The 14040-nt window shown below is 42.2% G+C and carries 8 protein-coding genes; 4 read left to right on the top strand and 4 right to left on the bottom strand.

The features are described 5' to 3' along the window. Nucleotides 1–36: 36 nt before the first annotated feature. Nucleotides 37–1380 carry a hypothetical protein gene (locus ACSAZL_RS10590; protein ID WP_440948628.1) on the top strand — a complete coding sequence of 448 codons (1344 nt, stop codon included), beginning with the start codon at nucleotides 37–39 and terminating at the stop codon, nucleotides 1378–1380. 28 nt (nucleotides 1381–1408) lie between these two features. On the opposite strand, the gene ACSAZL_RS10585 is transcribed toward ACSAZL_RS10590, so the two are convergent. Continuing rightward, nucleotides 1409–2782: a HEAT repeat domain-containing protein gene (locus tag ACSAZL_RS10585; RefSeq protein ID WP_440948627.1), complete on the bottom strand. Its 1374-nt coding sequence runs from the start codon at nucleotides 2780–2782 to the stop codon at nucleotides 1409–1411. A gap of 506 nt (nucleotides 2783–3288) precedes the next feature. Beyond that, the gene (locus ACSAZL_RS10580; protein ID WP_440948626.1) at nucleotides 3289–3567 is read right to left on the bottom strand and encodes a hypothetical protein; all 279 of its coding nucleotides are present in this window, start codon (nucleotides 3565–3567) and stop codon (nucleotides 3289–3291) included. A gap of 242 nt (nucleotides 3568–3809) precedes the next feature. On the opposite strand from ACSAZL_RS10580, the gene ACSAZL_RS10575 reads away from it, so the two are divergent. Beyond that, a complete protein-coding gene (locus ACSAZL_RS10575) occupies nucleotides 3810–6884 on the top strand; it encodes a PAS domain S-box protein (RefSeq protein WP_440948625.1) in 3075 nt (1024 codons plus the stop codon). 1435 nt (nucleotides 6885–8319) lie between these two features. Here the strand turns inward: ACSAZL_RS10575 and ACSAZL_RS10570 are convergent. Continuing rightward, nucleotides 8320–9126 carry a rolling circle replication-associated protein gene (locus ACSAZL_RS10570; RefSeq protein ID WP_440948624.1) on the bottom strand — a complete coding sequence of 269 codons (807 nt, stop codon included), beginning with the start codon at nucleotides 9124–9126 and terminating at the stop codon, nucleotides 8320–8322. A 425-nt stretch (nucleotides 9127–9551) separates the two neighbouring features. After that, entirely contained in the window at nucleotides 9552–9986 is a 435-nt protein-coding gene (locus ACSAZL_RS10565) for a DUF6011 domain-containing protein (protein ID WP_440948623.1), read from the bottom strand. An 859-nt stretch (nucleotides 9987–10845) separates the two neighbouring features. Here ACSAZL_RS10565 and ACSAZL_RS10560 point away from each other — a divergent pair. Continuing rightward, nucleotides 10846–11589 carry a carbonic anhydrase gene (locus tag ACSAZL_RS10560; protein WP_440948622.1) on the top strand — a complete coding sequence of 248 codons (744 nt, stop codon included), beginning with the start codon at nucleotides 10846–10848 and terminating at the stop codon, nucleotides 11587–11589. A 706-nt stretch (nucleotides 11590–12295) separates the two neighbouring features. Then, nucleotides 12296–14029, top strand: coding sequence for a TolB family protein (locus ACSAZL_RS10555; protein ID WP_440948621.1), 1734 nt, complete (start codon nucleotides 12296–12298; stop codon nucleotides 14027–14029). Nucleotides 14030–14040: the final 11 nt, after the last annotated feature.

Raw genomic sequence — 14040 nt, 5'->3', positions numbered from 1 at the left:
CACGAAGAAATCAACCCTGATAGGGGAAATTGGAAAATGGACAAACATCTTTTATCCCGAAATATAGTCGTGCTACTGCTGGCCACCAGTATTATTACGCTTGTTACACTCGCTGGTTGCGGATGCTTATCCGACTCTGAAAGCTCAGGGAGCTCCAAGTCGAGCACTACAACCGAGTCGGTAACAGCTAAAGCATATGCGCAGAGTGGCGGGACTTCAGCCCAGGCAGACCAGGCAATTACTGCATCCAATCCTGATGAAAGCAGTATAAAAGTTACTGATGGCGGAACTTTTACTCTATCCGATTCAACAATAACAAAGACCTGCAACACTTCTTCGAATGAAAACAGCGACTTTTACGGCCTCAATGCCGCAGTACTGGCAGAGTCAGGCAGTAAAATAAAGCTCACCAACTGTACGGTGAACACAAGTGGCAATGGTGCCAACGCTGTCTTTGCGACGGGCACAGGGGCTTCAATTGTCCTGTCTGATGTAGAGATCAAGACCACAGGTGACAGTTCAAGAGGTGTGGATGCAACCTTAACCGGGAACGTAACCTGCACCGATGTGGATATCAGCACTGAAGGGCAGCACTGCGCAGCCATTGCAACGGACAGGGGCAGCGGAACTGTGACCGTTACGGGCGGGATCATGAATACGGCAGGAGAAGGCTCTCCGGGAATTTATTCAACAGGTGCTATTAAGGTTTCTAACGCCGTAATTACTGCGACCGGATCCGAAGCTGCCGTAATAGAGGGAAAGAATTCCATCATCATTACGAACGTTACCCTCTCGGGCGCGAAAAAATGCGGGGCGATGCTTTATCAGAGCTTTTCCGGGGATGCCGAGGTGGGCACCAGCATCTTTACGATGAAAGGGGGGTCCCTTACGGCTGCAGTCGGCCCCCTGTTCTATATTACAAATACGGACTCAGTAATCGAGTTAAAAGGTGCGGATTTAACTGCCACATCAGGCGTTATTCTGACAGCCAGCGCCGACAGGTGGGGCAATAAGGGCTCAAATGGTGGTGTTGTGACCCTTAAGGCAGAAGAGGAAGTTCTTAACGGGGACATTACCTGCGACAACATCAGCTCGGTTACAGTCATACTGGAAAATGGCACTACCCTGACAGGGGCTATAAATACGGACAATACAGCCGGCTCAATGGCCCTTACCCTGAACTCGACCAGCATCTGGGATGTGACCGGAACCTCCTACCTGACGAGCCTGACTGATGAGAACTCCACCCTTGCCAATATTAAAGACAACGGTTACACCATCTATTATGACTCAGAGGACAGTAAAAATAGCTGGCTTAAGGGCGGAACATATACCATGAACGGTGGGGGCAAACTTACCCCCTTCACAGGTTCGATGTAACGCCGGGAGGAGTAATTGTTCAGATGCCTTATTCTGAAACCTCGAAACCTGAAGTTCCAAGGCTTTTCACCTTTTCCAGGGTAATGCCGGATTTCTCAACTTTTTCGAGAGCCTTTGATGCAGCTTTTCTTATGGAAGCTTCGTGATTCTCAAGGGCTCTCGCAAGGCCTGAAACCGCCTCGGGTGTACCTATTTTTTCAAGTGCGTAGATCACGGCTTTATGTGTCATAGCCTCAGGGTCTTCGAGGACTTTTAGCAGTTCAGGAACAGCTTCCTTTGCCTTCAAGTCTCCAAGCGAGACCGCAGCAGCCTCCTGTACGGCATTTTTGGGATCATGGAGAGCCTTCAAAAGCCCTGGCACAGCTTCTGTTTTTCCTGTCTTTCCAAGCCCAAGGGCTGCAGCTTCCCGGATTGAGCTGTCAAAGTCTTCAAGGGCTTTAACCAGACCTTCAACTGCTTCAATCGTCCCGATTTTTCCAAGGGCGTTCACTATTATTTTCCTTACAGGATTTTCATGGGTATCAAGAGCTTTAACAAGCCCCTGGGCGGCTTCAGGGGAAGCGATGTCTGCAAGTGCATCGGCAGCCCGACTTCTCAAATACCAGTCAGCGTCATCAAGCTCCCTCAAAAGAGCGGAAACAGCTTCAGGGGTGCCTGTTTTCCAGAGAGCTTCTATTGCAGCCTTCCTTACGTGTCTGTCAGTGGCATCCAGTGCCTTTATAAGAACAGGGACCGAGCCTGATGAAGCTATTATTTTACGCAGGGCTTCAGATGCCGCTTCCTGCACCGGCTGTCTTGAATCCTTCAGCGCCTCCATCAGATCTGCAAGGACATCCGGGTTGCCCCTTTTTCCAAGGGTTTCCACAGCTTGCTGCCTTACCCGGTTGTCCGGGTCTTCGAGAGCTTTTATAAGCCCGCAGCCTGCTTCATAAGTATTTATTTTTCCAAGGGCAATTATTGAAATTCTTTTCAGAGGGCTATCCGAACCCGCAAAAGCTTTCGTAAGCCCTGAAACAGCTTCAGGAGACCTGATTCTCATCAGCGCTTTTACCGATTCTTTCTGTACGAACTTGTCCGGATCTCTGAACCCGTTAACAATTCCGGAAACTGCCTCCGGTGTGCCTATCTTTCCCAGAGCAATTATTGCAGTCTTCTTGACAGTACTTTCAGGGCCGTCAAGCATTTTAATCAGATACGGGACTGCAGCAGGGTCGTTAAGCGTTCCCAGCGCATCCGAAGCCGCAATTTTTACCTTTGGGCTGGAATCTTCAAGCGCCTTAATCAGAATAGGAACAGCCTCAGGGTCCCGGGTACTACCCAGTTCTTTTGCAGCGGCGGCCCTGTTCCCTGCGAAAACAGAGCGTTCTACCTTCTTTTTCAAACTCTTTGTTTTCTCATCCATTTCTTTCTATCCCCATAAATGTAAAGAGCGATAAATATTAGGAAGTTCTGTATTAAAAAGTTTTAGATAATTTTAAGAAGATGCATGTTTATCTGCATATTAATCGGTGTGTTAGTCGGGATAATATCAACTTTTAAAAAAAATCATCTGCACAAAGTTGTTATCGTCTTTTTATTTCGATTGTTTAGATATGGTTTAGTGAGTTGAAACCCCATATTCCGAACAGTCAATCCAATACCTGAAACTCTGTAAATTCCCCTCTTAACATCCTATATATCTCTTCTTATGATATAAATTATTTCTCAATGTATTCCCCCATATATATATGAGATTTTAAAATGTGGGGGATGGGCTATTCAAATTTACAGGCTTTCAAGGCAGGTTTAAGGGCTACTCAGAAAAAATAAGTATAAAGGACTGTAACAAAAGAATCGAAGGGCTGTAACAAAAGAATCAAAGGGATGAAGAAAAGAATCAAAGGGATTTAAGAAAAGAATCCGAAAAGCTCAATAAAGGGAACCTGTAAACGAAGGAAAGTAATAGTAAGCTCCAAGCAGGACAGATAAACTAACTGCAGGCACTGTGATATTGTCATCCATATTTTCGATTCTTTCCACAAAGGAGCATGCAATTCCTGCAAGAATTCCTGCAACTCCCATTTTTGCGTCCATAATTATGCAAAGCACGAACATACCGGCAGTGCCTTCCCAGGCCTTTGTCCTCTTATTATACTTCAGGTTCCTTATTATTCCGCTAATCACGTCCCCATATGCCATAAAAAGCACCGGGATCACTCCGAGCCAGAAAGTCCTGTCAATATATCAGGTAAAAAATAATATTAGTAATACCAGCAAAATAATTTATAATGGATCAATTGTATATTATTATATACTGAATTAATATAATAGTATTATTATGTAAAATTTTAACTAACAGAAAACTGGCACAAAATATCTAAAGGTCAGGTTCTAGAATTCAAGTAAACCAACAATAGTTGGCTATGAAAAATGGCAAAAACTAGGATATAATGAAAGAGAATCCTAGGTCTTCCAAATGCATTCTGGATGATAAAATGGTAGACTATGCGCAACTATTCAATAACGATCATGCTGTTATGTTGCTTATTGATCCTGAGAGCCTGTATATCATTAACGCTAACAATGCTGCTTCTAATTATTATGGTTGGTCATGTGAAGAACTTAGACAAAAGAAAATAAGTCAAATAGATATATTGTCTGGAAAAAAAATGAAAGCAGAGCTCTCTAAAGCTAAAAAAGGGATTAAAAATCACTTTACTTTTAAACATCAACTGCGGAACCATGAGATCCACGATGTTGAAATTTGTGCTATTCCGATCAACACCGAAGAAAAAACACTGCTTTGCTTCATAGTCCGTGACATAACTGAAACAAAAAAAGTGGAAGAGGAATCCCTTCTTATATATGAATCTACTGAAAAAGATTTAGTATGTAGAGAGAAAAAATATCATGGCCTCTTTGAAAACGCAATCAGTGGGATAGCTGTCCACAGAATGATTCTTGACGAGGTTGGCAATCCGATAGACTATGTCTTTCTAGAAGCAAATGAGGCGTTTGAGAAAAATACTGGACTGAAAGTAACCGATGTCATTGGAAAACGTATTACTGAAATTCTTCCGGGTATTGAAGAAACATGCTTAATAGAAACATATGGAAATGTTGTGCTAACTGGCGTCCCTGTTAATTTTGAAACATTCGTCAAACAATTAAATAAATATTATAGTGTCAGTTCGTATAAGATAGACAACGATTGTTTTGTTGCTATATTTCAAGACATAACTGAACGCAAGCAAGCAGAAAAAACGATTCTTGATAGAGAGGAGCAATATAGGATGCTTTTTACACAAGCACCTATTTCGATAATCATATTTGACAAGGAAAGCGGTGAGATTATCGATGCCAATCCTAAAACCTGCGAAATGTATGGTTATTCTTCGCTCGAGCAGTTAAAAGCAAAAAATCTCTGCCTGAACCCACCTTATTCCTTTAATGATGTACTCAATTTGATTCATAAAGCTGCCATTGAAGGGACACAAGAATTCGAATGGCTTAGTATGAATGCAAAAAATGAATATTTCTGGCAACATGTTAGATTGAGCCATGTGACCATCAACGGTGTAGAAAGGGTTATGGCAACAACAATTGACATAACTGAACGTAAAAATGCAGAAATTGCACTAATGAATAGAGAGGGCCAGCTGCGTACATTGCTGAATACTATTCCTGACATGGTCTGGCTAAAGAATGTCGAGGGAGTATACCTCAGGTGCAATACCAAATTTGAGAGTTTATTTGGTGCAAAAGAGGCGGAGATTATTGGAAGAACCGATTATGATTTTGTTGATAAGGAACTTGCAGATTTTTTCAGACTAAAGGATATCGAGGTATTAGAAGCTGGCAAGCCTTTAATGAATGAGGAATTAATTACCTATGCTGATGATGGGCACAAAGAATATCTGGAAACCATTAAATGTCCTATGTATGATTCCAGTGGAAAACTCATAGGAGTGTTGGGTGTTGGCAGAGACATTTCCGAAAGAAAGAGGGCTGGAGACAGGTTTGCAGAGGAACTTCTCAGAAGGCGCATTCTTGTAGAACAATCCAATGATGGCATAGTTGTTGTTAACGATAAAGGTGAGGTTGTTGAGGCTAACCAGAAATATGCTGATATGCTGGGCTATTCCATGGATGAAGTTCTCCAGTTACACATATGGGATTGGGACAACCAATGGACACCTGAAGAATTAATTGAAATTATAAATAGTACTGATGAGTCTGGCCTTAAATTCGAGACATGCCACCGTCGTCAGGATGGAACTTTACTCGATATCGAAGTTAGCTCAAACGGAGCTATTTTAGATGGTCAGAAACTATCTTTTTGCGTGTGCAGGGACATTACTGAAAGAAAGAGGGCTGAAGAAAATCTGAAAAAAGCGAAACAGAAATACAGGAAGGCATACAAGCTCCTGCAGGGAGTTATTGAAAGTCCCAAGGATGTTGTCATATTCGCTCTTGACAAAGACTACCGGTACATCGCCTTTAATAAAAATCATCAGATGACGATGAAAAATATATGGGGTGCAAAGATAGAGATTGGTGTCAGCATGCTTAATTACATCAATAATCCTGTAGATGTGGAAAAGGCAAAAGCTAATTTTGACAAAGTGCTTGCAGGCGAAGCCTTCACTATTGTTGAAGAATACGGTGATTTCTTACCCGAAAGACGATGGCAGGAGAATGTGTACAGTCTTCTTGAGGATGACGAAGGAAATGTTATTGGGCTTACGCTGTTCTTAACAGACATAACTGAACGTAAACAGGCTGAGTTTGCTCTTCTTGAGGCTAAAGCCTTGGCTGAAGAATCAAATAAAATAAAATCGGAGTTCATTGCAAACATGAGCCATGAGCTTCGCACACCACTCAATTCGGTTATTGGTTTTTCCCAGATCTTGAATGAGAAAATGTTTGGAGATTTAAATGAAAAACAAATGTATTATGTCTCCAATATCCTGAAAAGTGGTAATCATCTGTTGGACTTGATCAATGATATACTCGATCTTTCAAAAATAGAATCAGGCAACATGGAATATGCACCTGAAACAATAGATCTCCAAGAAGTAATAGATGAAATCATAGTATTAATGGGTCCCCTGATCAAAGAGAAAAATCTTAATCTGGAAGTCAACGTGGAATTCGAAAAGCTGGAAATAAAAGCTGATAAATTAAAGATCAAACAGATAATTTATAATCTTCTTAGTAACGCAATCAAATTCACACCTAAAAACGGTAAAGCGTGGTTAGATTCTAAAATAATAAATAGCAATGTTCAGATTTCTGTATCTGATAATGGTATAGGCATTCCTCTGCAATATCAAAAAGCTATATTTGACCCATTTAAACAGGTCAGCTCATTTTCAACCCGTGCTCATGATGGAACTGGATTAGGCCTTGCAATTACCAAACATTACGTAGAAATGCATTTAGGGGAAATACATGTTGAAAGTGAAGTTGGCAAGGGAAGCACATTCACATTTACAATACCGATTGACTTGAGAAATGATTGACTTATCATGAGCACTCTATTCTACAGGTGCCGCCTCTTTTAGGCGAAGCCCAAGCATATTGTGTCCAGAATTAATTGAATTCTTCAAACTAAGGTGCATCAGGAGGTTCAGAGAATTCGCATGCTATCAGAGTTTTCAATTATTTCAAATAATTTACCCCTGCATAAATAGCTCAGAAGCCTGTCTAAAGCTCATAGAGACCTTTTCTTTTTCCTTCGGCTAGGCTTGATCTCTTGCGAGCCTGCAGGAGAGCGAACGAAAAAAATGCTTTTACTATTTTTATTATCGTCACTATCTAAAAACCCTAACGGCTATTACATACCTATATGTAAGAACCTTATGCAATTCGTAAGAAGTATGTCTTTATATGAGCTCCTCAAAATTAGGTGGTCCTGTATTAATCAGTTGATATTATTCCCATATCTGAAACTAAGATCTTTTGTTTTTTGATTCTACTCTTTTCAGGGCTGAACTTTTCTCTTCTGCGACGCAAAAAAATTAACAAGCGAATTTATATCTTGATCTGGGGAACCTCATAAAACTCACAGTTAAATATAAACGCCTCCGCCAGCTTGTCTGGCGGCCCTGCACAAAAGGAAAAAGAAGAAATGAATGAAAAATGAGACTGAAATTGAATATCGTTTTAGCCTTTTGTCCTTCTTTTAAATTCACAAACGCCTTCAGCAGCTTTTAATTGCTAACCTGTTGTTTTCATCCTTCTATATCTTTTTTGTCTTTTTGGGAAAGACCGCTCTCCTGCGTCGAGCGGGACAAGAACGACACAATATAGCAAATATGGTTGTATGGGTCAGAACCCAGGAGTTTGAGTCCAAGTTATTTTTTCAAAAATATCAACCATGTAAAGATGGACGACCCAAAATTAAGGAGCATAGAGTAAGATAATTAAAGGAAATAACACAACTAAAATAAATAAGAGAAGAATTAAATAAAACATTTTTTCAGAATGATCCATTCCTTTACCCCCGGATATGTTCCATAGATAGTTTCATAGTTTACCGCCTTTTGCGTTTTTTAATTTCCTGCTCACCTATGCGGCCACCTCCATGGTAAAAAATACTTGATGATCTCTTTTTGTCACGGTATTTTTCAGGGAGGTAATTATCTATTGATTCTAAATTGTCCTACCCGGCAATTATTAGAGATTTCATCATGTCCTCGAGATTCCCGTTTGTGTACATGTCGGCAGCCATTTGAAACATTTCCGGTTAAAATTCATCGAAGTTTAGTTCAATTTTTCCATGGTTTCACCTATTAAGTTAAGGATTATATATAAGTTCGCAAGCCCGTCTAAAGCCCAGCAAAGACTTTTCTTTTTCACGTGGCTTATCCTTCGACTTAGGGTGCAAAACTTTCTTAGCCTTGAAGAAAGCCCCTGCAAAAAAGGCTATAGTGTCTGACCTGTTGAATGTCGATATCAAGTTACTTTGCTTTTGATGCCTATTAGGAAATGATTTTTAGGGCGGTCCTTTTTAACGTGAGTTTCTTTTTCTGGCAAGAGGGATAAAGAGCAGGTCCAATTCCGGCAACCCATAGCCCAAAACATGAAACCTTCTTCGGGACTCATGCTTTTTTCAAGATATTTTCTGAGATGATCATAAGGCGCAACCCCTGTTGCTTCTTCTGGTCTACTGCGGGACCAGTGCCAGGGTGAACCCTTACGCCTGCTAGTATGAATGTCAAGGATTTCCCCGCCTCCGTAGCCTCTCCATGCATATTGAATGGCAGATTTATACATGAGCCAATTGATACCGAAAAAGGTTATATGAAAGTGAATTCTGCCGTTTTTCTGGAATTCCCGGACGGATATATATTCAATATGGTCCGGGAGATGGTAACGCATGAAATCAAGAAATTTTTCAAGAGCTTCAAGGGTTTTCTGGTTACATTCTACAAGGGACTTATAACCATAGGGACGGGCGGTTAAAGTGAGTTCAGAAGCTACGCAGTGCCGGCTGCTGGCTCTGTTCCAGGCATATCTAAAACCGTTTATATTGTCCTGCTGGCGGTCTTCATCAGTAAAACGAGTCCTGTATTTCATGGTGTAATCTTCACGGAATACAGGACTTCCAGAGGGAGGATAGGACATCTCAAGGCGTTCATACTTTGCGCGGTTACGATATCCCATATATAAGGTTTTGAGTTCATCCTCAACTTTGTTGTGTTTAATCCATTCCTGACCTTCGAAATGTCCAAAACTTTGTATTCTATTGAGTTCAGGCATAGCTTCGAGACGTTCAGGACCAGCATGTTTAAGATTTTTTAAGGGTCAACAATGCCTTTCGCTTTCTATTTTTTAATCCGGTTCGGTTTTTTCGGACTTTTGCTTATCACAGATCAAGTCTAGGGAATTATCAGAAAAAATTAAAGGATTTTGGGGACTTGCCTGAACCCATAATAAACCGTCCTCTTTTTTTGTCAAGAAATTCAAAGAATATTTTAGAGATGTAAATACACGATAGACCTTTAGGTATGCTTTTTTGTTATCATGCCCAATTTATCAGCTATTTGTTTTACTGTCATTGGCTGTTTTTGGATCATGTCCCATATCTCAGATTGTTGCCTTTCAGTGAGCCCTAGCATAATCTTCCCCCCGGTAGAGTAAGGTATGGTTCGGTTTTCGAAAAAATTGAAAAAAAATAAGGGGGTTTATACCCCGAGAGCCTCAGTTATCGAGACCTGGCAGTAATGTTTGTAGAGATCTCCGCATCTGTCCCGCATGAGTTTGTGCAGGGCGATATCTACCCCGCAGCGAGGACAGGACATATATACCCACTGAGGCCGCAGGAACACGCGAAGGTTCAGCCCGTCTTCATGGTCGTAGCTGTGAACCTCCGCAGAATCCGGGAGGGACCCGCAGGAAGGGCAGGAATGAGAAGAGACACGGACCCGGAGAGAATCATAAACCGTGTTGACCGTGAATATGTTTTCAATACTCCGGGTTTCGGTTAATGGTGTTCCCTGTGGGGGTATTGCGTGTTTTACCTTTTGCCAGCACTCCGAACCATATCCCCGGCTTTTGCTCTTGTGATCCCGGAGATCCCGCCCGCACCGAAGGCAGCGAGTATAAAGGGGAGTGTTCACAGGTCCACCCCCTGAGCCCTGAGAGTTTCCGCAGGAATAGAGGATCAGGTAACCGGCCCTTTTAGATTCAGCTTTAGATGGGTTTTTAAGGGCCTGACATTTTCCAGGTGCCAGAAAAACAATCTCCTGATTCAAAAAAAGATGTAGGGGCAAAATGGTATTTTTCGCAATAAGCAAAGACCTGATATGCTGAAATCTTATGACAGCTTTTCAGAACTGCAGTAGCTACCAGAACCCCCCGGATATCCCCGGATACATCAGGCCCCTGATAAAATGCAGCCTCCGGATCAGCCCGCAAGCAGGATAAGATAGAGTTTATACGGTCTATGTTTTCCTGCTTTGGTGTCCGCTTGCTTGCGTAGATCCCGATTTTCTGACCTATATATTTCTCAGGTGCTGGGTAATTGCGGACCTCGAAGCACTTGTATTTCTTTCTGATTGCGTCCGCATATTCAGGCCAGACAATGAGACTTGAGATGATGAAGAGAACAAATAAATTCCAGACTGCAAGCCCTGCAAAGGCCGGCAGATCAGCCTCGATTAACTCTCAGGGAATTTGAAGCACAGACTCCATGACATTTCCTATATATTTCAGATATATGGCTCTTTGGATTTGCTGAAATCAGGTCAATCATCCTCAATTTCTCAAAGGGCTGTGTGCTCGTGGGTTTTTGTAAACTATTTTTAATGAACCGGGTTTGTGGGTAATGGCATTCCTGAACTTATTTGTAATATAATATAAGTTTCCACTTCCGATTTCCGATCAAAATATTTCTACATTTATTTTTTATCTTTTTTCAAATAAAAATGGAAACGCCTATATAACTTATAATGTTGACACTGTTACTGGAGGATTTCTATGAAAATTAACAGGATCTTTTTGGCTCTTCTCTTATCCCTGGCACTTACCCTTGCCGGAAGCGGGTGTGTCTCGCAGGGTGAGGGAGCAGAAGACGATGAAAGTGCGGACACAGAGGTTGAGAGCGAGGTTTCGAACATACGGGCAAACCCCGTGACCCCCTGGAATCCCGAACCGACCGAACCGGTAATCGACTCTACTGCCTACATCCACCCCCAGGCAGCAGTAATAGGTGACGTAACAATAGGCGCAAGTGTAATGGTTTCCCCCATGGCTTCGGTCCGGAGCGACGAGGGTATGCCGATTTTTGTTGGAGACGAGACAAATATCCAGGACGGAGTCGTACTCCATGCCCTTGAAACGGTTAATGAGGAAGGCGAACCTGTGGAAAGTAATCTGGTTGAGGTTGATGGTAAAAAATATGCAGTTTACGTCGGAGAAAGGGTATCTCTTGCCCACCAGTCTCAGATCCACGGCCCGGCCCATGTCGGAAATGATACCTTCATTGGTATGCAGGCCCTCGTTTTCAAGGCTAACGTTGGAGACAACTGTGTACTTGAACCGAAATCAGGAGCAATTGGTGTTACCATTCCTGACGGCAGATACATCCCCGCAGGTACTGTGGTAACCTCTCAGGCAGAAGCGGACAAGCTGCCCGAAGTCACTGATGACTATGGCTACAAGCACACTAATGAAGCAGTAGTCTACGTAAATGTTAACCTGGCTGCGGGATACAACGCATAACAACACTCCCTTTAAAGTAGAAATAAACAGAGTAGTACTATACAGGGTACATGGAATAGGGAGATATACAGGGTACATGGAATAGGAGATATACAGGGTACATGGAATAGGAGATATACAGAGTAGATGGAACAAGGAAATATACGGGAGATAAAACTTCAAAAGATGCAAGGGACTTTTAACTAAAAAAACCTGTACCGAATCTTTTTTCTTTGCCCGAAACTGCCTTCTTTTCCTGCTTTCGGGCAAGCCCTCTATTTCTCTTTTCAGTCTGAGTTTCGCTTCCCGAGTTTCGCTTCCCGAGTTTCGCTTCGGGAGCACGAGGTCTGTTTCGCTTCGCTCAAGCAGACTAATTTGCAGGTAAAAATCGGGAGCTTCGCTCAAGCGGACTAAATTATGATTTCTCTGACCCGTACAAACATATTCGCCATATAGTGTCTTTCTTTTTCCACGCGATGCTGGAGAGGGGCTTTTCCCACAAAAACAGGATCAGGAAAAAGTGCCAGGAGTAAAAGTCACCAGGGAAGCAATACGAACCAATAGAAAAATTTTTGGGCATCAGCTAACATGTGAATTAAAAAAGGCTGCGAGTTTTGTTTCCTTAATTCAGTTAATGAGGTATAATATGGACTAAAGTTTCGACACATTATATAATTAATAGTTTATAATTATGTATCTGATTTTTTTAAGTTAACAGTGAGGACTCATGAGAGAAATACTCAAGGATTTTTGTTCTTTGTTGTTCATTGCAATTCTCGTCTTGCCTGTGGAGGCAGTGCCCAATGAACTGTCCGAATACGATAACTTTACAGGAGAATCTGGATTAAACAAAGCATCAAATGCTTCGAGATACTATTTTAATTCCGATTCCGGTTTGATCTGTGTTGCTGCAGGAAAAACTGTAGACTCTGGAGAAATTGTTTCTGCCGATGAGTTTGTGGAAGAAATCACTTTTCTTACTGACAGCCCCGAATCGGAACAGTTTCCTGTCTGGGCCGCAGATGGAGCGCATATCCTGTACATTGTTGAAAGAAGTGACTCCAGTAATCTAGAATCGTATCAGATGAGAGCAAACGGAAGCGAGGTTGAACGAATCGGAATTGGGGAAGGAAACCTTACCGGTTTCAATGATATAAGTCCTAATGGAACAGAACTGATTTTAACAAAATCAATTGATTCTCAGCCTGATCTGTATCTGGCAAATCTTGAGAACGGCACAGTATTCCCTGTTGCCGATGACCCGCAGGTCTCCGAATACGGGGGTGTGTGGTGCCGCCTCGGGAAAAAAATAACTTATACGCAGAAGGCGGCAGGGACACCTTCTCAGTTATGGATAGTTGACCGGGACGGAAGCAACAAATTCAGGCTCGGAACCTCTGAAAATGTGGGGACTGGGAAGGACTGGTGTCCTCTCGGACTGAGAGTTATATACAGCGCAAAAGACTCAAAAGAGACCTCAGATCTGTGGGTAATAGACTTTTATGGTACAAACCAGATCCGATTAACGAATACCTCCTCTAACGAATGGAATCCCTCTTTCAGTCCAAACGGAAAATGGATAGCGTATGTCTCAGACGAAGGAGGAAGCCCTGATATCTGGCTCAGGGATATCGAAGGAAACTATAGAGCCAGACTTACAAACAACACTGGAAACCCTGATTCTGTTCCAAAGTGGAGCCCTGACGGGTCAAAAATCGTTTTTGCGGGATACAACCCGGAGAATAATTCTGAAATTAATTCGACAAACACTGATATGATAAACAGTCCCAACATTAATGGTTCGGATATTGATGCAATAAATGGTTCGGATATTGATGCAATAAATGGTTCGGATATTGATGCTGTAAATGGTTCGGATATTGATGCAATAAATGCTTCCGATGCAACTATATTTGACGGTTCAGATACAGCTACAGTTAGTGGTTCTGACATTGTTGTTATAAAGCTCGTCTCATCATCTTATATCTCCCCCGATCCAAAAATCACCGGTGTCAAAGCCATTCCTCCCGAAGGAGTTTCTCCGGAGGGAAATGTCACAATTTCCGTAACAGTACTCAATGAAGGAGGAAACGCATCTGAAGGCTATATTTCGGTCTCCTTCCCTGAAAATGAGACGATAGAAGATGCAGAGGGAACAGGCAGCAGCGTCGATGTTTATTCAAAAGGAAATTCTATCCAGGGAAATACCGGAGAGATAACCGCTCAGTATACACTTGTTGAACTTGCGGAGCATGATTGGGGTGCGGGGAAAGAAGAAACGCTCAACGTGACAGTGATACCGAACAATCGAACCGAGGAAATTGTGTTTTTCGTAAGATCCTGGCTGAAAGACGGCAGCAATGGCACTTACATAAGAGATCCTTCACTTTCTGCAGACCGGGACCAGCAGGGATATGCTGTATACAGGTATTCAACAGAAATTCTACAGAGTATTCAATGAATATATCTGAG

It is taken from the genome of Methanosarcina mangrovi (assembly GCF_052057765.1).
Lineage (GTDB): Archaea > Halobacteriota > Methanosarcinia > Methanosarcinales > Methanosarcinaceae > Methanosarcina.
Note: the sequence above shows the minus strand (reverse complement) of the source record. Positions and strands in the feature narration are given on the sequence as shown.

Bases quoted from the DNA above. Each gene is read 5' to 3' on its own strand.
- ACSAZL_RS10590 (WP_440948628.1), top strand. From the start codon at position 37: ATGGACAAACATCTTTTATCCCGAAATATAGTCGTGCTACTGCTGGCC.
- ACSAZL_RS10585 (WP_440948627.1), bottom strand. From the start codon at position 2,782: ATGGATGAGAAAACAAAGAGTTTGAAAAAGAAGGTAGAACGCTCTGTT.
- ACSAZL_RS10575 (WP_440948625.1), top strand. From the start codon at position 3,810: ATGAAAGAGAATCCTAGGTCTTCCAAATGCATTCTGGATGATAAAATG.
- ACSAZL_RS10570 (WP_440948624.1), bottom strand. From the start codon at position 9,126: ATGCCTGAACTCAATAGAATACAAAGTTTTGGACATTTCGAAGGTCAG.
- ACSAZL_RS10560 (WP_440948622.1), top strand. From the start codon at position 10,846: ATGAAAATTAACAGGATCTTTTTGGCTCTTCTCTTATCCCTGGCACTT.
- ACSAZL_RS10555 (WP_440948621.1), top strand. From the start codon at position 12,296: ATGAGAGAAATACTCAAGGATTTTTGTTCTTTGTTGTTCATTGCAATT.